General features: G+C 50.7%; 18 protein-coding genes. 9 read left to right on the top strand and 9 right to left on the bottom strand.

What is annotated here, in order from left to right:
• Positions 1–6 precede the first annotated feature (6 nt).
• The 3 genes from secA to T500_RS0109480 all read right to left on the bottom strand — a co-directional run bounded on the left by secA (position 7) and on the right by T500_RS0109480 (position 5,836).
• Positions 7–3,399: a preprotein translocase subunit SecA gene (secA, locus tag T500_RS0109490; RefSeq protein ID WP_028907915.1), complete on the bottom strand. Its 3,393-nt coding sequence runs from the start codon at positions 3,397–3,399 to the stop codon at positions 7–9.
• A gap of 95 nt (positions 3,400–3,494) precedes the next feature.
• Positions 3,495–4,658 (bottom strand): hypothetical protein, encoded by a 1,164-nt coding sequence (locus T500_RS15705; protein WP_051611995.1) that lies wholly within the window; start codon positions 4,656–4,658, stop codon positions 3,495–3,497.
• On the bottom strand, positions 4,655–5,836 hold the full coding sequence (locus tag T500_RS0109480) for a DUF4105 domain-containing protein (RefSeq protein ID WP_080694851.1): 1,182 nt from the start codon (positions 5,834–5,836) through the stop codon (positions 4,655–4,657). The genes T500_RS15705 and T500_RS0109480 overlap by 4 nt, the downstream gene beginning before the upstream one ends.
• A gap of 118 nt (positions 5,837–5,954) precedes the next feature.
• Between T500_RS0109480 and T500_RS0109475 the strand changes: the two genes are divergently transcribed.
• From T500_RS0109475 to T500_RS0109460, 4 genes are all read left to right on the top strand, one after another.
• Positions 5,955–7,241 carry a hypothetical protein gene (locus T500_RS0109475; RefSeq protein ID WP_028907913.1) on the top strand — a complete coding sequence of 429 codons (1,287 nt, stop codon included), beginning with the start codon at positions 5,955–5,957 and terminating at the stop codon, positions 7,239–7,241.
• 23 nt (positions 7,242–7,264) lie between these two features.
• On the top strand, positions 7,265–7,879 hold the full coding sequence (gene lptC, locus T500_RS0109470; protein WP_036908944.1) for an LPS export ABC transporter periplasmic protein LptC: 615 nt from the start codon (positions 7,265–7,267) through the stop codon (positions 7,877–7,879).
• 4 nt (positions 7,880–7,883) lie between these two features.
• Positions 7,884–9,161 (top strand): hemolysin family protein, encoded by a 1,278-nt coding sequence (locus T500_RS0109465; protein WP_028907911.1) that lies wholly within the window; start codon positions 7,884–7,886, stop codon positions 9,159–9,161.
• 92 nt (positions 9,162–9,253) lie between these two features.
• On the top strand, positions 9,254–11,389 hold the full coding sequence (locus tag T500_RS0109460) for a peptidylprolyl isomerase (RefSeq protein ID WP_028907910.1): 2,136 nt from the start codon (positions 9,254–9,256) through the stop codon (positions 11,387–11,389).
• A 54-nt stretch (positions 11,390–11,443) separates the two neighbouring features.
• On the opposite strand, the gene T500_RS0109455 is transcribed toward T500_RS0109460, so the two are convergent.
• A complete protein-coding gene (locus T500_RS0109455; RefSeq protein ID WP_155267499.1) occupies positions 11,444–12,088 on the bottom strand; it encodes a hypothetical protein in 645 nt (214 codons plus the stop codon).
• Between the two features lie 241 nt (positions 12,089–12,329).
• Here T500_RS0109455 and T500_RS16945 point away from each other — a divergent pair, with 241 nt between their 5' ends.
• Complete coding sequence (locus T500_RS16945; protein WP_155267498.1) at positions 12,330–12,482, top strand: hypothetical protein; 153 nt, start codon at positions 12,330–12,332, stop codon at positions 12,480–12,482.
• A gap of 255 nt (positions 12,483–12,737) precedes the next feature.
• On the opposite strand, the gene T500_RS0109450 is transcribed toward T500_RS16945, so the two are convergent.
• The 3 genes from T500_RS0109450 to T500_RS0109440 all read right to left on the bottom strand — a co-directional run bounded on the left by T500_RS0109450 (position 12,738) and on the right by T500_RS0109440 (position 15,468).
• Entirely contained in the window at positions 12,738–14,288 is a 1,551-nt protein-coding gene (locus T500_RS0109450) for a VapE domain-containing protein (protein ID WP_028907908.1), read from the bottom strand.
• A gap of 6 nt (positions 14,289–14,294) precedes the next feature.
• A complete protein-coding gene (locus T500_RS15700; RefSeq protein WP_051611993.1) occupies positions 14,295–14,897 on the bottom strand; it encodes a BT4734/BF3469 family protein in 603 nt (200 codons plus the stop codon).
• A gap of 100 nt (positions 14,898–14,997) precedes the next feature.
• On the bottom strand, positions 14,998–15,468 hold the full coding sequence (locus tag T500_RS0109440; protein WP_196243496.1) for a hypothetical protein: 471 nt from the start codon (positions 15,466–15,468) through the stop codon (positions 14,998–15,000).
• Between the two features lie 245 nt (positions 15,469–15,713).
• On the opposite strand from T500_RS0109440, the gene T500_RS0109430 reads away from it, so the two are divergent.
• The 4 genes from T500_RS0109430 to T500_RS0109415 all read left to right on the top strand — a co-directional run bounded on the left by T500_RS0109430 (position 15,714) and on the right by T500_RS0109415 (position 18,795).
• Positions 15,714–15,923 (top strand): hypothetical protein, encoded by a 210-nt coding sequence (locus T500_RS0109430; protein WP_028907906.1) that lies wholly within the window; start codon positions 15,714–15,716, stop codon positions 15,921–15,923.
• Entirely contained in the window at positions 15,920–16,345 is a 426-nt protein-coding gene (locus T500_RS0109425) for a hypothetical protein (RefSeq protein WP_028907905.1), read from the top strand. Before T500_RS0109430 ends, T500_RS0109425 begins: the two co-directional genes overlap by 4 nt.
• A 69-nt stretch (positions 16,346–16,414) precedes the next feature.
• Positions 16,415–17,521: a sensor histidine kinase gene (locus T500_RS15695; protein ID WP_028907904.1), complete on the top strand. Its 1,107-nt coding sequence runs from the start codon at positions 16,415–16,417 to the stop codon at positions 17,519–17,521.
• On the top strand, positions 17,518–18,795 hold the full coding sequence (locus T500_RS0109415; RefSeq protein WP_028907903.1) for an NCS2 family permease: 1,278 nt from the start codon (positions 17,518–17,520) through the stop codon (positions 18,793–18,795). The genes T500_RS15695 and T500_RS0109415 overlap by 4 nt, the downstream gene beginning before the upstream one ends.
• 683 nt (positions 18,796–19,478) lie before the next feature.
• On the opposite strand, the gene T500_RS0109405 is transcribed toward T500_RS0109415, so the two are convergent.
• The gene (locus T500_RS0109405; RefSeq protein WP_028907902.1) at positions 19,479–21,527 is read right to left on the bottom strand and encodes a SpoIIE family protein phosphatase; all 2,049 of its coding nucleotides are present in this window, start codon (positions 21,525–21,527) and stop codon (positions 19,479–19,481) included.
• Entirely contained in the window at positions 21,524–22,468 is a 945-nt protein-coding gene (locus tag T500_RS0109400; RefSeq protein ID WP_028907901.1) for an ABC transporter substrate-binding protein, read from the bottom strand. The genes T500_RS0109405 and T500_RS0109400 overlap by 4 nt, the downstream gene beginning before the upstream one ends.
• Between the last annotated feature and the right edge of the window lie 124 nt (positions 22,469–22,592).

Below are 22,592 nucleotides of genomic sequence, written 5' to 3'. Positions count from 1 at the left end.
ATCTTATTATACTATTCCTTTACCGTGACAATTCTTAAATTTCTTACCTGATCCACAGGGACATGGATCATTACGTCCGGGCAGCTTATCCTTAACGATGGGCTCGTGGCTCTGCTGGGCACGTGTGTCGTGCTGTGCAGCGGCCTGCTGGTTGCGGTCAACCAACTGCTCCTCGCTAACGTTCTGCTTGGTCTCCACGTACTGCTGACGCTCGGTGTGCTGCTCGGGGGCAGCCTCCTGTACCTGCTGTTGCATCTCGGGGATACCGCTACGTGTCAGGATCGAGCAGATACGGTTGTACATATCATTAATCATCTCGTCCCATACCTTGGCACTCTCAAGCTTAAAGATCAGCAGTGGATCCTTCTGCTCGTAGCTGGCATTCTGTACAGAGTGCTTCAGCTCATCCAGCTGGCGCAAATTCTCCTTCCAGCTATCGTCGATGATGTGCAGCAGGATGCTCTTCTCAAACTCCTTCACGATGCTCTTGCAGTCGCTCTCGTAAGCCTCCTTCAGGTTGCAAGGGATGTTGTACATCTTACGACCGTCGGTGATGGGCACCATGATACGCTCGTAAATCTGTCCCTGAGCCTCGTAAACCTGCTTGATGATAGGCTGGGCTACGGTCTGAATACGCTCGGTTTTGCGGTTGAAGTTACCGATGGCAGCCTGGAAGGCATTCTCGGTAAGAACCTCGCGTGGCTGGTTCATATACTCGTCGCTGCTGAAAGGTACCTCCATCGAGAGGATGTGCAGGAACTCCTCCTTACAGCTCTGGTAATCGGTAGAGTTCTCGATAATATTTACTACGCGGTCCCAGATAATGTTGGCAATATCCATACCGATACGCTCACCCATCAGGGCGTGGCGACGCTTCTCGTAAATAACGGTACGCTGCTTGTTCATCACATCATCGTACTCAATCAGGCGCTTACGGATACCGAAATTGTTCTCCTCAACCTTCTTCTGGGCGCGCTCGATGCTCTTTGAAATCATAGGACTCTCGATCATCTCGCCATCCTTGAATCCCAGACGGTCCATCACCGAGGCGATACGCTCAGAGGCGAACAGACGCATCAGCTTATCCTCGAGTGATACGTAGAATACAGATGAACCTGGGTCACCCTGACGTCCGGCACGACCACGCAGCTGGCGGTCAACACGACGGCTCTCGTGACGCTCGGTACCGATGATAGCCAGACCACCGGCAGCCTTTACCTCGGGCGAGAGCTTGATATCGGTACCACGACCGGCCATGTTGGTGGCGATGGTAACGGCACCCTTACCGTTGGTGCTCTGTCCGGCCAGTGCTACGATGTCGGCCTCCTTCTGGTGCAGCTTAGCATTCAGCACCTGGTGGGGGATACCCTCGCGCTTACCGGTCTCAGGATTTACATACATATCAAGCATACGGCTCAGCAACTCTGATATCTCTACCGATGTAGTACCAATCAGTGTTGGACGGCCCTGATTTCTCATCTTTACAACCTCCTCGATCACAGCCTTGTACTTCTCGCGAGCGGTCTTGTAAACGCGGTCGTCCTGGTCGTTACGGATTACAGGACGGTTGGTTGGAATCTCAACCACATCCAGTTTGTAGATATCCCAGAACTCACCAGCCTCGGTTGAAGCGGTACCGGTCATACCCGACAGCTTGTGATACATACGGAAGTAGTTCTGCAGGGTGATGGTAGCGAATGTCTGTGTAGCAGCCTCTACCTTTACGTGCTCCTTGGCCTCAACAGCCTGGTGCAGTCCGTCGCTCCAGCGACGACCCTCCATGATACGACCAGTCTGCTCGTCAACGATCTTAACCTCGCCGTCGATAACCACATACTCGTCGTCCTTATTAAACATGCAGTAAGCCTTCAGCAGCTGCTGAAGGGTGTGCACGCGCTCACTCTGTACAGCGTAGTGGCTCATCAGCTCATCCTTCTTATCCAGACGCTCCTGATCGGTGAGTCCGGTCTCAGCCTCGAGAGCCGACAGCTCGGTAGTGATATCGGGCAGCACAAACAGCTCGTTATCGTTTACCTGCTTAGCCAGCCAGGCAGTACCCTTATCGGTAAGGTCGCAGCTATTCATCTTCTCATCTACCACGAAGTACAGAGGCTCAACACACTCAGGCATACGGCGGTTGTTGTTCTCCATGTAGATATTCTCGGTATTCTGCATACCAGCCTTGATACCTTCCTCCGAGAGGAACTTAATCAGTGGCTTGTTCTTAGGCATGGCCTTGTGCGAACGGTAGAGCGACAGGAAACCGGCATCCAGCTTCTCCTGTGCTTCCTTCTTGTTACCAGCCTCCATCAGTTTGTTACCCTCGGTAATCAGGGTCTTGGCGTCGGCCAGATACTGGGTGGCCAACTGACGCTGAACACCTACCAGCTTCTCAACCAATGGCTGATACTCCTCGAACATCTGGTCGTCGCCCTTGGGGATTGGACCAGAGATAATCAGAGGTGTACGGGCATCGTCGATCAAAACTGAGTCGACCTCATCGACGATGGCGTAGTTATGTGCGCGCTGTACCAGATCGGCAGGCGATACAGCCATGTTATCACGCAGATAGTCGAAACCGAACTCGTTGTTGGTACCGAAGGTGATATCAGCCTGATAAGCCTTACGACGGGCCTCAGAGTTAGGCTGATGCTTATCGATACAATCCACGCTCAAGCCATGGAACATATAAAGAGGACCCATCCACTCTGAGTCACGCTTAGCCAGATAGTCGTTCACGGTTACCACGTGTACGCCGTTACCGGTGAGTGCGTTCAGGAATACAGGCAGGGTAGCCACCAGGGTCTTACCCTCACCAGTAGCCATCTCAGCAATTTTACCCTGGTGCAGTACAACACCACCAAACAACTGCACGTCGTAGTGTACCATTTCCCACTTCAGATCGTTACCACCGGCAGTCCAGTGGTTGTGGTAGATAGCCTTATCGCCATCGATGGTAATAAAATCCTTCTTAGGATCGCCAGCCAACTCACGGTCGAAATCGGTAGCTGTTACTACCACCTCCTCGTTCTCGGCAAAGCGGCGTGCGGTTTCCTTAACAATGGCGAATACCTCGGGCATTACCTCATTCAGGGCCTGCTCGTAAATCTCCAATACTTCCTTCTCGATCTTATCGATCTGAGCGAAGATATCGGCACGCTCATCGATAGGAGTGTTCTCGATAGTAGCCTTCAGTTCTTCGATACGGGCTTTCTGCTCCTGGGCAGAGTTCTGTACTTGCAGTTGCAGTGTCTTAGTGCGCTGGCGCAAAGCATCGTTATCCAGCTTCTGTACCTCGGGGTAAACAGCTTTCACCTGCTCTACGAGTGGCTGGATAAGCTTCATGTCGCGGCTGGATTTGTCACCAAACAGCGACTTCAATAACTTGTTGAAATTCATATTTAATTTTTATTTTTTTACTTAATTGTTGATGTATGTCGTTATAAAACGGCGGCAAAATTACAAAAAAAATTTTTAACCACCAAGCCTTTTTATTAAAAAAGAGGTGTAGCCATACATGCATTGGGGGCACGAATGCGGATTGCCTTCGAAATTGTGGGGGCAATACGCTCTATGCTAACGGGTGCCTGCACCTTCTGTGCGGGTATATTGGCACCATAGAATATAATGGGGAAGCAGGCCAGTGGCTGCTTGGTTTTAAGTTGCTCGTGAGTGTCGTCGTTCTGCATCTGCCAGCCAGGTGCCAGCTCTACCTGCAGATCGCCCATATGGGTCTCGTACAGATGTATCTGAACACGCTTTACACCTGAAATCTGCAGCAGGAACTCCTTTGCCTTCTGGGTGGCATCCGACAAGGCGATACGCTTCTGCTCCAACAGCTGATGGTTCAGGTACAGCTGGTTGCGATAGCTGCCCTCTACGTACTTGCCCTGGCCCCACAGGGCACCTAGGTACATATTCAGCAGGTTGGCAGTGCGGTTGGTATAGTACACACCCGTAGGGATGTTATATTTGGCGTATTCATCGGTATTTACATCGCGATAGCCGGTAGAGGTGAGCACAAACAGAGCGTGCTCCTTGCCAACCATGCGCTGTATCTCAATCACCAGCTTTTGCAAGGCTGATTGGTAATCTTCTTTTTCGTACTGCAGAAACAGCAGATCTGGGATAGAATCTTGCCCAAGTCTTTCTTCAACAACCAGCTGTAAAGCTTTAACCGTCAAACTGGTAGCATCCAAATTTCTACGCTTGTCATCATTCCATTCCAAGCGATCTACATTATGGCCTGAAAGCAGCGCTGCTGTCTCTTTTTTTGCAGCCACAGCACATACCTTGCCGGCACCCTTGGTGGCTATCTTCAACTCGTCGGCCAATGTAGAAACGGCGATTTCATCGGGGGTAGCCGCTACGGTTTGCAACGACTGACGGTCGAGCCATTTATCGGCCGTAATGGTGTGATAGAATGACGATGTGCCTGTAACGACTGACGAAATGGCAGACGACAGGTCAACTTGACTGTAGGGATAGAAACCTTGCTCATAGATTAATCCATCATCGAACAGAGCGGGATAGTCGGTCAGCAGCTGGTCGATGGTAATATTTACCACCAGACGGGGGCTGACTCCCTTCTGTTGCTGCGCTTGCGAGCTGAGTGCCAACATCGTAAGCAGCGTGACGTATAGATATCTATTCTTCATTTCTTACAACGTATCAGCAAACATAGTGCCACAATCCACATTCCCTCCGAATAACTCTGCAGTATGCCACCCAGTCCGTACAGTATCAGCATTACCAGCAGCAGCTTGGTCCACAGGTTACGTTTGCCTTTGATTACGGCTGGTATAAACAGCAGCGGCAGAGGATTGAACAGCAGCAGATTCAGATTAAGCGATGTAGTGGGGTGCTGCGAGAAAATCATCACCGTAAGCACTAAGCCTGCCAGGCCTTGAATGGTCATCAGCAGTACATCCCACCATTTTACAATGCGCTTACTCTTCCATTCGTACAGGCCTATACATACCGATATAATCAGCAGCAGTACGGCCATTTCGGTAGGTGTCAGGAAGAAGTCGGGCTCTATCACCTGCACGCCTGGTGGCACCAGCAGGCGCTGTTCCTTGATCAGCGGACGGTACTGGCCATCCTTATATACCTGCGCATGCGCAAAGTCGGTCATCAGGTTCATGGGCAAGAACTCCTGCTCCTCGCGGGTGGTAGCCAGGTCGGCTTTTACACCCAGCAGCATATCGTTACCAAACTTCGACCACCGGTGGTTGCGGTTGCACTCGCGCACCATCTCTCGGAAGGTTGGCTGATAGTCGCTTCTCTCTTCGTAAACCACTTGTCCTTCAATACTTTTCTCGATAACATCTCTAGGTTTGGTTGAACAGTTGTTATAGAAGAAATTATAGCGATATACACGATTCTCTTCCTGCAGGTTTTCGCCCAACAGGCGCTGTAGGGTACGCTTCTCATTGTTGGTAAGGTTCAGCACCTGCTCGGTAATGCTGCTGCCCCATTGCTGGTAGTAGGGCCAGAAACGCTCAAAGGGGTAGGCGGCCAGCTCGTAATCAGTCAGTCCGAATACGAAGCGCAGGGCAAAGTAGGGTTTGCTGAAGCTGAACATGCCCCAGTTAAACACCAGATCGGTGTCGCCCTGATGCCATCGGATGGCTGCATGACCGTACAAACTGTAGATTTCTTCGTGGGGCGAACAGGTCAGTAAACTCACTTCAACCGAGTCCATCGGATCGATATTCGACTCAACAGACACAAAAGCGCCATTCTCGGTATTTGCTGCCGATTGCGCGTAAATTGGCGTTATGTAGCTGACACTCAGCAGGATAGCTGTGGTTAGCAGGCTCTTAATTTTCATTTTTAAATGTTTCACGATGCAAAAATAACTTATATTTTCGAAGAAAAAGCCATTTCTTCGTTTTTTTTTGATAATTTTGCACGCTGAAAAGTTTTTCAACTGAATTAAAAGATTAAATATGAATAAAATTCTCGCCAGTTTCGTCTTAGCAACCATGACGACATCGGCTTTTGCACAGAGCAACACTAATTCTCCCTATAGCCAGTTTGGCTTAGGTGATCTGACTGATCAGAGTGTAGGATTTAATAAAGGTATGAACGGCGTGGGTGTAGCCATGCGTCGCGGTAACGAGGTTAACCCTATGAACCCCGCTTCGTACTCGGCTGTCGACTCACTTACCATGCTGTTCGATGCCGGTCTGTCGGGTCAGATTACCAACTTTAAGGAAAACGGCAAGAAAATGAACGGTAAGAGTGGCGGTTTCGACTACGTGGTTGGTCAGTTCCGTGCCTTCAAGGGTGTGGGTGTGACCTTCGGCGTACTGCCTTACTCTAACATCGGCTATAACTACTCACAGAGCGAATATCTGAACGATGCCAACATCACCAAGATGACTACAACCAACAAGGGCGATGGCGGTATCCACCAGCTGTTTATCGGTACCGGTATCCGCCTGTTCAAGCCCCTGAGCATTGGTGCCAACCTGTCGTACTTCTGGGGCGACTACAACCGCACCATCACCAGCAGTAGCAGCGCCAGCAACGTAAGCGCCCTGCAGATGCTGTACACAACCGATATCAGCAGCTATAAGCTCGACCTTGGTATGCAGCTCGAACTGCCCCTGAGCAAGCAGGATAACATCACCCTGGGTGCCACATGGACTCCAGGCCACTCGCTGAAGGCCGATGCCAACTGCTCGGTTATCAACAGCAACTCTACTATCAGCAAGGCCGATACCACAGCTTATAAGCTTGCCGACGCGCTGAGCATTCCTACCAGCTTTGGTTTTGGTTTGGCTTACAACCACGGACAGCAGTTCCGTATGGGTGCCGACTTTACCATGCAGAAGTGGGGTAGCGTAGATTATCCTTCGTTCGACTCACAGGCCAAGACTTACACCTTGAAGTCGGGCTTGCTTAAAGACAGCTACCGCTTTAACCTGGGTGCCGAGTGGACTCCACGCCCCATGGGTCGTAAGTTCCTGCAGCGCGTGCGCTATCGTGCGGGTGTAGGTATGGCCACACCTTATTATTATATTAACGGTAAAGAGGGCCCCAAAGAGCTCTCGGCCAGCATTGGTTTCGGTATCCCCATCATGAACGGCTACAACGGTCGTTCGTATCTGAATATCAGCGGACAGGTTGTAAACCGTTCGGCTGATAATATGATTAAGGAAACGATGTTCCGCCTGAACATCGGTCTGACATTCAACGAGAGATGGTTCGCAAAGTGGAAGGTAGAATAATAGCCGTAGCCGCGTTTGCAGCAATGATATTAGGCGGTTGTACCGAGGTGCACGAGCACACGGCAGCCGCTATACACGACCGCGATTCGGTGTCGGTGATGACGTCGTATGGCGTTAATACGCTGATTAGCGACAGCGGCGTAATCAAATACAAGATTGTAACCGAGCGCTGGGATGTTAACACGGTTAAGAATCCCTCGTACTGGCTGTTCGAAAAAGGCGTTTTCTTCGAGCAATTCGACGAGAAATTCCACGTAGAGGCCTATATCCAGGCCGACTCAGCCAAGTATTACGATCAGAAAAAGCTGTGGCATCTGCGCGGACGCGTACGTATACGTAATATAAACGGACTACTGTTTGAGAGCGAAGAGCTGTTTTGGGACGGTATGCGCCACGAACTGTACTCGAATGTATATTCGAAGGTTACCACCCCCGAACGCAGCATGGAGGGCACTTATTTCCTGTCTGACGAACATATGTCGCACTATACCGTCAGCAACTCGAAGGGCTCGTTCCAGCGCGAGGATATGACCGGCGAGCAGAACGATACCACTACGCAGAAACCCGGCGCCCAGCCCGATACCGCACAGGTACAGCCATCGTTGCGCCCACAGCTTCAGAAACATAGAAAGCACTGATGATATGACTACTACGATTATCTGGCTACTGGTTTCGATGCTGTTCTCGGCCTTCTTCTCGGGCATGGAGATAGCTTTTATCTCATCCAACCGTCTGCGTGCCGAGATGGATCGCGAAAAGAACCGTTTTTCGCAGCGCATCATCCACGTATTCTACCAGCACCCCAATAACTTTGTATCTACCATGCTGGTGGGCAACAACATCGCGCTGGTAATCTACGGTATCCTGTTTGCCCAGCTGTTCGACGCCACACTGTTTGCGCCGTTGAGCGACGGGGTGAGGGTAACGGCCGACACACTGCTTTCAACACTGGTAGTGCTGTTTACTGGCGAGTTCCTGCCCAAATCCATTTTTAAGAACAATCCTAACACATTGCTCACGGTGTTTGCCGTGCCTGCATGGATATGCTATGTGGTGCTTTACCCCATATCGCGCTTTGCCACGCTGCTGTCGAAGGGACTGTTGCGCCTGATTGGCATCCGCATGAAGAGCGCCGGCGAGGAAAAGGAGTTTACGAAAGTTGACCTCGACTACCTGGTTCAGACCAGTATCGATAACGCCGATAATGACGATGAAATCGAGGAAGAAGTAAAGATTTTCCAGAATGCACTCGACTTCTCGGAGACCAAGATCCGCGACTGTATGGTACCCCGTACCGAGATTGATGCGGTAGAGGATACCGACACCATCGAACAGCTGCGACAGGTGTTTATCGAGAGCGGTCACTCAAAGATTCTGGTTTATCACGAGGATATCGACCATATCATCGGTTATGTGCATTCCAGCGACATGTTCCGACTGGATAAAAACAATTATCAATCATCCATTGAAAATTGCCAATTAGTAAGAGAAATCTCTTTCGTGCCCGAAACCATGCTGGCATCGAAACTGATGGCCCAGCTGATGCAGCAGAAACGCTCGCTGGCCGTGGTAGTGGACGAGTTTGGCGGCACCAGCGGACTGGTATCGTTAGAGGACATCATGGAAGAGATTACAGGCGAGATTGAAGACGAGCACGACAATACTAACCACGTGGCCAAACAACTGGGCGACCACGAATACATGCTATCAGCCCGATTGGAGATAGCAAAGATCAATGAGATGTTTGATCTCGACTTGCCCGAAAGCGATGAATATATGACTCTGGGAGGCCTGATTCTGCACGAGTATCAGTCGTTCCCCAAACTGAACGAGGTAGTAAAAATGGGCCGCTACGAGTTTAAAATCATCAAGAATACGGCAACAAAAATCGAATTGGTGCGATTAAACATTACCGAATAGCCAAAATTTATACGAAAAAATTAGGTCGTTTCGAACAAATTTATTAATTTTGCACCCGTTTTATGAATAATAATTAAAAATTTAAATACATTATGGCAGCATTAGGAAAAATCCGTAAAAGAGGCGTAGCCCTCGTTTGCATTATCGGCTTAGGCCTTTTCGCCTTCATTGCTGAGGAAGCTTTCCGTTCTTGCGAAGCAACCAAGAACCAGCAGCGACAGCAGATTGGCGAAGTGTTAGGAAACAAAATCAATGTTCAGGACTTCCAGGCCCTGGTTGATGAGTATCAGGACGTTCTGAAGATTACTCAGAACCGCGAGAACTTCTCTGAGGAGGAGCTGAACCAGATTAAGGATCAGGTTTGGAGTCAGTACGTTAACGAGCAGATCATTGCCAACGAGGCAGAGAAGCTCGGTTTGACAGTTACCGACGAAGAGCTGCAGAACATCATGAAGGAGGGTACAAACCCCATGTTGATGCAGAGCCCATTCGTAAACCAGCAGACTGGTCGTTTCGACGTTACCATGCTCACCAAGTTCCTGGACGATTACAAGAAGGCTGGCTCAAATCCTCAGCTGGCTGAGAGCTACCAGACCATCTACAAGTACTGGCAGTTCATCGAGAAGCAGCTGCGCACCAACACCCTGGCTCAGAAGTACCAGGCTCTGCTCAGCAACTGCTTGCTCTCAAACCCCATCTCAGCTAAGATGGCTTTCGAGGGTCAGAACACCGAGAGCGACATCCAGCTGGCTTCTATCGCTTACTCTTCGATCAACGACAACGACGTAAAGGTTGACGACAAGGATCTGAAGGCTAAGTACGACGAGGAGAAGGAGATGTTTAAGCAGGACGTTGAGAGCCGCGATATTAAGTATGTTGACTTCCAGGTAGTAGCTTCAGCAGCCGACCGCAAGGAGCTGATGAAGACTATGACCGACGCAGCTACCAAGCTGCAGAGCGGTGCTAACGCTGCCGAGGTGGTTCGCAAGGCTCAGTCGCAGTTTGCCTACACTGGCATGGCTGCTACCAAGCGCGCTTATCCTTCTGACATCGCTGCTAAGCTCGACTCAATGGCTGTAGGTCAGACTTCAGCTGTATTCGAGACCGCTTTCGATAACACTCTGAACGTTGTTAAGCTGATTGCTAAGACTCAGGCTCCCGACTCTATCGAGTATCGCCAGATTCAGGTTGGCGGTGCTACCGTAGAGGCCGCTAAGAAGACTGCCGACAGCATCTACACAGCTCTGAAGGCTGGTGCTGATTTCGAGCAGCTGGCTCAGAAGTACGGTCAGCCAGGCACCAAGCAGTGGCTCACATCTGCTATGTACGAGAACAGCAACTCAATCGACGAGGAGTCGAAGAACTACCTCGCTGCTATCAACAACCTGGCTGTAAACGATGTTAAGAACCTTGAGTTTACTCAGGGCAACATCATCCTGCAGGTTACCGCTCGCAAGGCTATGGTTGACAAGTACGATGCAGCTGTTATCAAGCACACTATCGATTTCTCTAAGCAGACATACTCTGAGGCTTACAACAAGTTCAGCCAGTTTGTAAGCGAGAACAAGACTATCGAGGATATGGAGAAGAACGCCGCTAAGTTCGGTTTCAAGGTTACTCCACGTCAGGATCTGTTCAACTACGAGCACAACGTAGCTAACCTGCGTTCTACCCGTGAGACTATGAAGTGGATCTTCGACGCTAAGCCAGGCGAGGTTAGCCCACTGTACGAGTGCGGTAACAACGATCACCTGCTGGTTGTAGCCCTCACTAAGATCAACCCTGTAGGCTACCGCGACATGAGCAGCCTGAAGGAGGTTCTTAAGGCCGAGGTTATCCGCGATAAGAAGTTCGAGCAGATTAAGGCTAAGCTGGCCGGTGTTAACGACCTGGCTGCTGCTAAGGCTAAGGGTGCTCGCATCGACTCAGTTAACCAGATCACATTCTCGGCTCCTGTATTCGTACAGGCCACAGGTGCTTCAGAGCCCGCTCTGGCTGGTGCCGTTGCAGCTGCTAAGGCTGGTGAGTTCAGCAAGAAGGTGGTTAAGGGTAACGGTGGTGCTTACCTGTTCAAGGTAGTTAAGAAGAGCAACCGCGCTGGCGCTAAGTTCGACGCTGCTCAGACTGAGGCTCAGCTCCAGATGCAGGCCACTCAGGCTGCTCGCATCTTCATGCAGGAATTGTATCAGAAGGCTGGTGTGGTAGACAACCGCTACCTGTTCTTCTAATTGTTTAAGTATTAATAGATAAGGCCGAGAGCAATCAAGCTCCCGGCCTTTTTTTTAGTTCATGTCGGAGCCACCGCTGCCAGGGTTACTGCCACCGCCGGTTGAACCGCCCGATGACTGGTTACCGCCACCAGTTGACGGCTGACTGCTACTGCCACCCGATGATACGCCGCCCGACTTATACTCGGCAACCGCCGTAGCGATAGGCTTCAGGGTAGTAGCCTTCTTCACCTTACCATCCACGGTAACCTTCACCGTATCCACAATGTTGCGGAATTCGAGCGAGCAGTACTCCTGCTTAAAACGGCGCGAGGTGATGTTGTCGTCCTCCACACCGTAGGGCAGGAATCGGATGTGCACGCCCTTTACCACCTCGTTAGGATCGGCATTCTCCATAGCGGCGATGTTCAGGATGGGCTGGGCTACATCGCAGGTGGGCAGGAATGTGCCCAGGGGCTCCATGCGTACTGGCACGCCCTGACTGATGAGTTCGGGCAGGCACTGGGTGATTTTCTTCAACACGCCCTCGATGATGTCGAGCGAGTAGATCGAACCATGGTCACTCATGTGCTTGGCAAAGCCTCGCAGCGAGAGAGTGGTCTGCGTGTCGATTTCGGGGTAGTACTTACCGTACCCCGAGTTACGGGCATTCTTGTTCTGGCGCAAGTTGATGCCCAACTTAATTTCGTTTGTTGCCATAATTGTGTGTTTTTTAAATGTGTTTTGTGGTATTATTACCATTGCAAAGATACAAAAAATTTGTCACACTACCAAACTTTTTCCCGATTTTATTTGGCTGATTATCAACTATTTCGTAAATTTGCACGCGTAATTAATTAACTAATAACGATAATTCTCCAGCATCACAATCACATCAGGTGTTTCCACTGTTCAAGCTACAACAAACAACGCTGTTTCTTGGCCAATAGGAAGAGGAAATGTGGACGTAAACAGCACTGGCGCAGTAATCATTGCCGGGGCAACTGTTATCAGCAGAAGTTGGAGCGGCACAGGCATGACAGGCCTCAATTTCGCCACCTCAAGCACAGGCGGAAATAACTTAACCTGGACGCTTACCCCCAAGGTGCCCTAATCACCCAGCCATCGCCCCCAGGCGATGACTCCCCGCCCAATCACACTAACCCCGCTTTACTATGATAGTAGAGCGGGGTTAGTGTTGGGGTAGAGGATGGGTGGTGCAGGTGCAGCAGGTGGGGTAAATTATATGGAGTAATAAAAATAAATCCATAAATCGGCACTTTTAAGATTGGCCTATTTATGGATTTATTTTTCGCGGTCGTATAGAAATGCTGCACCTGCTGCACCTACTGCACCCAAAAACAACGTTTTAGAAGGGTTCTACATCATCTACATCTTTCTTTCGTTCGCACTGCTGGCGGCCGGCATCGGCTATCACTACAACATATTTATTACGTCCTTGGCGCCTGATAGTGTCGAAGCCCATACCCTTCATGGCCTTAGCGATGGCCTGCGATGTGTATTTAGGACCACGGAAGCCTTTAGTGTAGAGCACATTGAGCAGATCGCCAGCAGTGTAGGCCTCGGGATTGTCGGTATCTGATGGCATGCGTACAAAGGTGCGCAGGGCCTCGTCTACATCGTCGGGAATCAGGTAAGGCAGGTTGTGCTCACTTATCAGCTCACTCTCCTGCTGGGTGGGCTTGGCCTTGAAACCATGATCGAGCAGCCACAAAGCCTGGGCATAAGCACCGGCATAAGGCAGTGGGTGCTCGTTAAGATTTACGGTGCCGGTAAGGTTTACAGCCAGATAACGACGATCGCCCTCAGCCTCGCGGATAAAGGTATCGTGGTTAGTGGCTGCTATGAGCGAGGCCTTACGGGTGCGCATCTCACGGAAATGGTCGTAACTGTCGCGCAGATACGACTTACTGGCTGTGATGGCATATTTGTAGGCCTCCGACTTCTGCAGGTTGCTTACACTGAACTCGTCGAGAAACATGAGCGGCGTTTCGCTCATGGCAATCTCGAAGTCCTTATCCACACGCGTTGAGGGGTTGACGGGGAACATGTACGATGCCAGCTGCGGTGGCAGTATATGGCGTACATAGAAGGTTTTGCCGATGTGCTGATGCCCATGGAGCACGGGCATGATAGGGTTTTCTTCTGCCTTTCCAAGCCACAGGTCGACCATTCCCAAGAACCACTTATGGAACATGGTATCGTAGAGCTCGGTGTTTTCGGGATCGCCGAATATCATGTGACCCACGAAGAACTCGTGGATATAGTCAGGATCGCCCTCATGCCACTCGGGTAGCGAGTGCAGGTACTCCACAAACGGGTCGTGATCGATGGCAAAGTCGCGACTGTTGATGATGTGCTCCAAGTCGTTAGCACTTACATTTACACCCGCCGCTTTCAACCTGCAGTAGTAGGTGGACAGGTCGCGGTTTACCGCCGGTCGCCATTCCTTTTTAGGTTCCTTAATCTCGGCACGGTTCAGCCAGATGTTGAATCGCCAATCGGCCAGCGAGCGCAGTATGCTGTAGGCATCGTTCATCTTGCTTTCGGCTTGCTGCTGCTTTTGGCTGGCGGTTTGGGGGCGGCGGCCGCGGGGCTTACTGATGTCGATACCGGCATCGGCGGCCAACTTCATCAGGGTGCCAAGGGTAACCATGCCCTTGCCTTTTTCAAGGCAGTTGGTAAACTTCTGGTCGCACTCGTCGCGTTTGTAGCCTGGGTACTGACTGCAAATCAGGTGATAACACTCGCGTGCCCCCTCGCCAAGCGAGGCACAGGCAAAGGTAATGGCCATCCACGATTGGTAATCGCTGGTAAGGTCGGCACCGCTGTCGGCAATGCGGCGGGCCACGAGCTCAAGGTGCTCAAGGTCGGTAAATGAGTTTTGATTGGTGTTCATGATACTTTATTTTAAATGTTTGGGATTGATATAGCACTTGGGATCGTAAGGCAGAAAGCAGGCACGACACACATCGGAGCCCGACGCATCTACAGCCACGCCATAGTGAAACACAACATGCATGCGGGCGGCCTCGAACTGCTGCTTAAAGGGTAGGGGCTGCCACCACTCGGGTAGCGAGATAATCCACTTTACACCACGACCTTTGGGACTTACGAAGCACAGCTCGGTTTCGACATAGGGGTCGCTGATAAACCGCTGCATCAGCTGTCGGGCTTCGGTCTCGGATGCCAGGTCGTCGATATCGATAACCAGATAAGGCGTGTGGTTGATAAGGCGATCGGCATTACGATAACTGAATGTACCCGAGAAGGTTGCGATCTTAAAGCTAAGCTTTTTGTAGTCGCTAAGTTCATCGCGAGTAGCGCCCTGCTCCGCCATTTCGCGAAGTGTGCGGGTGGCGTGCCTGGCGCTCTCGGATGTGATGTACTGGTAGATGTTACTTACTGTGGCAGTGCCCTCGGGCTTTACAGCCAGCACTGCCTTTCCATCGCGGTTCCGGTACCCGTATCCGAATACCGAAAAATGATTGACTAATTGCAATTTCATTGTTTCTATTTTTTCGTAGGTTTATTATTTTCCAGCAAATTTACAACATTTAGCCGGTATAGCAAAGGCTTAAAAACGTGATTTCCGATAATCCTTACGACTATCCCCAAACTTTTCCGGTATTCTTTACGATTATGCTTAAGAACCTGTTAACGATGTTCACCCTGCGTAGTCGTTCGCCTGAATCATCCGTATCCGAAAATGTCCATTCTGGGAATCTACCGAATTGATAATTGCCGTATTGCGACAGTAAGGAAACAGAACCTATACCGCTGATTTGCAGTTCTTTAACCAGATAATCCCTGAAGCTCTGTACTGAATAGAAGAACAGCGGATACTTTTTCTTCTTATGCACCTCGTTGAAGTATTTCATCAGCCAAACATAGTCGAATCGATGCAGTTTCAACTTCTTCTCCTTCGCCTCACTCTGCATCTGCAAAATAGCGTTTTTCACCGCAGAATCCACGACAGGTAGCTGCGGTGTACCGTAGTACATCGGAAAAGTGGCTCCAGCAATCATCTTCAATGCTTCGGCCAGTGTTCTGTTACCCTCATTATCAGGCAGTTCCATGATAATCGACATTGTGCTAGTCTAGCTTTTCATGTTTGGTATCTACAAAGGTAGTAAAAATCTGCCAAAAACGGTAAAATTTCTTAGTATTTTGTATCCTGATAATTTGGCCGTTTCGATTATTTTTCGTATCTTTGTAACGTAAACAGATACTCATTAAACACACAGAATTATGAACAAAACAGTAAAAGTAATCGTCAGGGTTGTGATCTATGTCATTGCAGCACTCACCAAATCAAAGTACCATGGAAAACACAAGTTTTAAAACCTCTCAGTATGCCAGTGCCGTGCTGCTCATTGTGAGCAGCATCGGGCTGGTGACGTATCAGGTGGTGAACATCAACGATGTGGCCACCGGACTGCTATTCTACGTGGCACAGGCATTCCTGTTTGCCGCCTCTATCTTCGGGCTTAACCACTACGTAAACATCATCAGCAAACGACTACCATCATGAGCACACCACGAGGACTACGTAATTGCAACCCACTTAACATCCGACTTAGCGGCGATAAGTGGAAGGGCATGAAGGCACAGCAACAGGATGGCGACTTCTGCCAGTTTGAGAGTATGGAGTGGGGGTGGCGCGCAGCCTTCAGACTGCTTACGCGCACGTACTATCATAAATACCGGTTGTACAACATACGCGACATCATCCACAAATGGGCACCGGCAACCGAAAACAACACCCGGGCGTACATCGAACACGTGTCGCAACTGTCGGGCATCGGAGCCCTGGAATGCCTAGGTAATCCGGCAGAGCACCCCGTGAGCTGGATAGCCATCGGCGCCGCCATGGCCATCCACGAAAACGGCACCGCAGCCATCGATCCCATCCCCATGCTACAAGGCTGGAATCTTAGTCAAAATAACCTCTAAAAAAGTGGCACGGATATTTGTTCGTGCCATCTTTTTTTTGTACCTTTGCAGTCGAAAAGACGAGTATTAATGAAACGATTACTTAAGAAATTACTAATGGCTACCAAGGCTATTTCAGCTATACTGTTGATTATCATCGCCTTATCGGCCTGCAAGTTTGAGCATCGCACAGCGAATGCCCAACCGGCAACCTATAATGTATCGCAAAAGGCACCTGCCAGCAACATACGACAAGCGCCCCAAAAGGAGCAGATAACCCACGAACAGATGGAGGAGATGCGCCGACAGAACCGACAGCTGCAGCAGCGATCTCGATTCACATCGGGCGGTGTGGTGATGATTCTGGGTATCATCGGATTCCTGGTATTCCTGTCGGCCAGCAACCGTTGGCGACACACACTGGAGGTAAAAAACCGACAGCTGGAGCGCGAACGTAACGTGGTGGTGGCACAAAACAAGCAGCTATCCATCGAGCGCGACCGTGCCGAGGCTGCATCGAAAGCTAAAACGGCATTCTTGCAAAGCATGATGCACGAGATACGTACGCCCCTTAACGCTATCAGCGGTTTTACGCAGATACTTACCATGCCCGGCATGGATCTGCCCGAACAGGACCGACAGGACTACAGCGCACGAATACAGGAGAACACCCGACTGCTGACGAACATTCTTGACGACCTGATACTGATATCGCACATGGAGGGCGACAACGAGCTGCCACCAGCCGAGGAGTGCATGCCGCTGATAACGATGGCAGGCGCCATCGATGCCATCGCACCGGTGGTAAACAAGGGTATTAAGTTAGACAGTGAGTGTAACATACCAGCCGAGGAGAAGGTGATGTGCCACCCACGTCTGGTAGGTATTATCCTGGCCAAACTGCTCGACAATGCCGCCAAGTTTACCAAGCAGGGCAGCATCGTACTGAGTCTGAACCGCGAGGCCGACAAGATGCACTTTGCCGTAACCGATACAGGCTGCGGTATTCCAGCCGACAAGAGCGAGCTGATATTTGAGCGTTTCACCAAGCTTGACAGCTTTAGTCAGGGCACCGGTCTGGGCCTGTCGATAGCACGCATGGTGGCCCAGCACATGGGCGGCACGCTCACACTCGACACCACATATACCCAGGGCGCTAAGTTCGACCTGATTATCCCCTACATACCCAAAGCATGAAAGAAAAATTCTTCTCACTCTTAGGATTCTCTCTGCAGAGAGATAGTCTGAAATCCGAAATCATATCGGGCATCACTACGTTTATCACCATGGTATACATTCTGGCGCTGATGCCGGTGATATTTGCCCCCCTGAGCGAACAGGGATTCCCCATCCAGTCGCTGTTTACCGCCACAGCCCTGTCGGCCATCATAGGCACGCTGTTCATGGCATTCATCGCCAAACGCCCCTTCGGACTGGCACCAGGACTAACACTGAATACCTTTTTTGTTGAGACGATATGCCTGGCCATGGGCTACCCTTGGCAATTTGCCCTTACGGCGGTACTGGTAGAGGGCCTGATGTTTGTGCTGATATGCGTAAGCAACCTGCGACAGATTATCTTCGAGATGGTGCCCACCACACTGAAATATGCCTTTGCCACCGGTATCGGCTTTTTCGTGGCGATGATTGGCTTTAAGAACAGCGGCATCCTGGCCGAGGGCACGATATTCAACCACATGGAAACGCTTACCACACCCACATCGCTGCTGTTCCTGCTGGGACTGCTGCTGACGGGACTGTTTACCGTAATGCACATTAAGGGCGGACTACTGTTGAGTATCCTGATTGTAACACTGGTAGGACTGCCTGCAGGTATTACCATGATACCCGACGAACTGATATCGATGCCTGCATCGCCAGCGCCCTTGTTCTGTCAGTTCGATTTCGAGTATCTGCTGTGGCCCGACTTCTGGGTATGCGTAACCACCATGCTGTTTTTCGACGTGTTCGACACCTTGGGTACCGTAGTAGGTGTGATGGCCAGCGCAGGAATCATCCGTAAGAACGGACGTATCCCCCACATGCGTAGCATTATGCTGAGCGATGCCCTGGCCACGGTATCGGGAGCCTGCCTGGGTTGTAGTCCGGTAACCACCTTTGTTGAGAGTTCAACGGGTTTTGCCGAGGGCGGTCGCACAGGTGTATCGGCCTTGGTAACGGCGCTGTGCTTTACCGTCAGTCTGGTATTTGCGCCTATCTTCCTGGCCATCCCCACATCAGCCACAGCACCAGCCATGGTAGTGGCCGGATTCTTTATGTTTGCCGTGGTTCGACACATCAAGGTAACGTTCAACCTCGAGTCGATGCCGGCATTCCTCACCATCCTGCTCATGTCGATTACGGGCAGTATCTGTGACGGAATCCTGACAGGATTGATAGCGTATATCATTCTGTCGTACACCTACGGGTACATGGCGAAGTTCAAGAAAGCAAGAAGAAATAGTCAATAATTCTTTTTCAAATCTACCCTTACCCTCCTTAGTCTTAAGGAGGGCTTTTCATTTTCTTTCTGTCACCAGAAAGAAAACCGAAACAAAAGAAAGAGTGCGAAAACGTCCTGAGCTCGGAGGCCGGAACACAAATTCTTCAAATCGCTCAATGAACTCGCTACGCTCAAACAGCATTTCGCATTTCGTTGCTCAGATTGCGTACCGCAATCCGAGACTCAATATCGATTCAAAGAATTTGCATTCCTCTAAAGACCTCCTCGTGCGGAATGTTTTCGAGTGATTTATCACGAGAAAGCATGAAGCACCGTGCGGTAATCGCGAAGCGCTTGCTACCGAAGGGACGCAAGTAATCGGCTTGTCGCTTCGCTTGTCGAAGAATGTTTTCGAGGGGGGGGGGCTTACCCCCATTAAGACAACCACGCCAGGGCTTTGATGCCCTGAGCGTACCTTAATGAAAGAGCGACAGGAGGAGCGGTTAAGCCCCTTGCCAAAGATTGGCGAGGGGTTTGGGGAGTGGTTTGAGATCCTCCTTAAGATAAGGAGGACTAAGGAGGTTGGGACGAGTGCAGGGTGAACCCTGCACTGGGGTACGGGGGTGTCCCCCGGCTGGGGAACCCAGCAAAAATAGGCGCACCGCATTACCGGGATGCAAAAAAAGAAATGGATTTAAAAAAGGAAGAACGTTAGATGTTCTTCCTTTTGATTGCTAGCATGGTGAGATCATCACTTTGCTCGGCATCGCCGACAAACTGATGCACAGCCCTCGCCATGCGCTCAACAACCGATTGAGCCGAAACGGGTACGCCATCGGCCGATGCCGTTCCGTCGGTCAGCAGCTGCTGGGCCACTTCGAAGATGCGGGCCTCGGTAAACAACTGATGCTGGATGTTCTCGGCCTCGGTCAGTCCGTCGGTATAAAGGAATATCAGCGTGTCGGTATCGATATCCGTTTCCTGCGACTCGAAGTCGAAACCAGGCATTACACCAACAGGCAGGTTCGACTTACAATCCAACAGCTGCTGCGTGTTCTCCTTCAGGTTCACCAGCAACGGGGCATCATGACCACCGTTACAGTATTGCAAATGACCGTTTCTCAAATCGAGCGAACCGATGAACAGGGTGACGAACATGTTCGAGTCGTTCTGGTCGGACAGCGCCTCGTTCATCTGATGCATAATCCCACTAGGCTCTTCGAGGTGCGACGACACGATGCGGAACAGCGTGCGCGATACCGCCATTACCAGTGATGCCGGCACACCCTTACCCGACACGTCGCCGATGACAAAGAACAGCTTCTCGTCGCGGATATAGAAATCGAACAGGTCGCCGCCCACGGCCTTGGCGGGGGTCAGACTTCCGAAGATGTCGATATCCTGGCGGTCGGGATAAGGCGGATAGATCTTAGGCAGCATCGACATCTGGATGTCGCTCGCCACCTTCAGCTCGCCTTCGATACGTCCCTTCTGTGCGTTCACCGTCTTCAACTCCTCGATCTGCTGTTTCAGCGACTTCTGCATCATTGCAAACGAGTCGTGCAGCTGCTTCATCTCGTCGTGTGTGCGTATCACCGGCAGCGAGGCGTTCAGGTTACCCTTGGCGATATTGTCGGCCGAGTGTGCAAACAAGGCCAGCGGACGGGTAGCACGCTTGAGGATGCTGCGACAGATGATGAACAGCACCAGTAAACCAAGCAGCATGACGCCCACGATGATGGTGGCATACTTGATGGAACGGTTGGTAATCAGGTTGTTGGGGATGACCGTAGCCATCGACCAGCCTGTACGTTCTATCGGACTGTAGCTGACGATGAATTCGGTGCCGTCGCGATTGATGGTGCGCATGCCGCTCTTACCGTCGATCATCTCGTAGCCTATCAGGTTGTCGATACTGTCGTTGTATTTCATCGAGTGGTTGAAATACGTATCGTTCAGAATGCGTTCGCGCATGGGGTGGGCGATATAGGTGCCACCCTTGCCGATGATATACGAGTAGGCGTAGTGATAGAAGAAATCGCTGTCGTTCTCCAATTCGGCCTGCAGTTCAGCATCGCTATTGATATTCAGCTCCAGGGCTTTATTGTTGAAATCGATATCGCTCTTACGGAGCAGGTCGGAAACCCACTCAAGCGATATGTCGGCCGTGATGATGGCATACAGGGTGCCCTTCTTGTCGTAGAGCGGGTGCGAGAAGGTGGTCATCATCTGCTCGCCGCCACCGCGATCGTAGTAAGGCTCGCTCCAGTAGTTCTTCTTCAGCAGTTTGGGTATCTGATACCAGTCCATATAGTGGTACTCGTAGTCGGACGTACCCAGCTGTTTGGTTTGGATATTGTTGTCGATGCTCCTGTAGGCATAAGGCGAGAACTGCTCGCCCTTCTCCTTGTAGTAGTAGGGTTCGAACGCCACTGTTGAGCCAACGATATAAGGATTGATTTCGAGCAATCGGCGCACGATGCGATACATATCGTCGGGTTTGTTCAGCGATAGCTCCACCTCGGGGATGGTGTTGTAAACGGCCACTTCTACAGCATGCATCACGGTGTTGATGCGCTGGTTAGTGATCTCCATGCGGCTCTTGGCATTCTCGGTTGAGCCTAACAGCACACCCTTGGCACCAAAGTAGGTAACCAGATAGGTGATGATGACGAACACCACCAGCACCGTTAACATGATCCACATGGTGATGCGGGCGTAGAGGGTCCGGAAAGGTTTGATATAACTGTTATACTTCATGGTTCGGTGATTTGTTTGTAAGTGATAGGTTTAGTTATCTCGCCGCCTTGCAGCAGAATGCTGTTGGCCTGGTTCAGACCTTCGGGCTCAAGCTTATAGGTGCGTTTGCCGGTTCTGGGACTTACCAGCAGGCGCAGGCACTCTTTCAGCATCCACTTCTGTGCGTCCTCATTGCCCGAAATGCCTGCCTGTCGCATGTATAGCATCACGATATCCAGCGTTTCCTTGGGATGACTGATGGCGTACTCCCAACCGCGCTTCGAGGCCTTCACAAACTTATCTACTTCGGCCTTGTGATTGGCAAAATACTCCTTGGTAACATAGACGCCGTCCTCGGGCACGTTGCAACCGATGTCGCGCATGTATATAATCTGATTCCTATTCAGGCGCTGTCCGGCCATAATCAGCTGGTAATACTCGTTGTAGTTCATGGCCAGCGTAGCATCGATGGCCCCCGAGACATACAGGTTGGTGTGAGAGATAAACGGTATCCACTCGATGTTAACCTTCTCGCGGCGTGCCAGGGCAATGGGCAGCTTGGAGATGCCCGACTTAAAGCAGCCCACACGCTTGCGATCGAGACTCTTCAGACCTCGCAGGGGCTTGTGTGATACTATCATCTCGCCGCTCTGCTGAAAGCACTGCATCACGTTAATCAGCTCGTCGCCTTTATCAATCATATCGAGTGCCGACACCAGATGCAGGGCCACATAATGGCTCTCGCCGCTCTTCAGACGGTTAAGACTGGTGTTCGAGGCCGACGGATGCTTGATAATCACATCCAGTCCCTCGTCCTTGAAAAATCCCAGGGCATCAGCCACGTAGAACCCGGCAAACTGCGCCTGCGCTGTCCACGTAGGTGTGAACACCAACTGTTTTTGTGCTTGTATGCTGCAAGTGCCAATAACGCTTAGCAGTAAGGTATAGATAAATCGTTTCATCGGTAATACTTATATATTTTGCTGCAAATATACAAATATTTTTAAATATAATGACAATTTATCGTGTTTTTTCGATTACCTTATCCCTTGAGGGTTGGGAAAAGGATAAAAAAAGGAAGAACAT

This window comes from Xylanibacter ruminicola Ga6B6 (genome assembly GCF_000687715.1).
GTDB lineage: Bacteria > Bacteroidota > Bacteroidia > Bacteroidales > Bacteroidaceae > Prevotella > Prevotella ruminicola_B.
The sequence above is the reverse complement of the archived record's forward strand: the minus strand, read 5'-3'. Positions and strand labels throughout refer to the sequence as shown.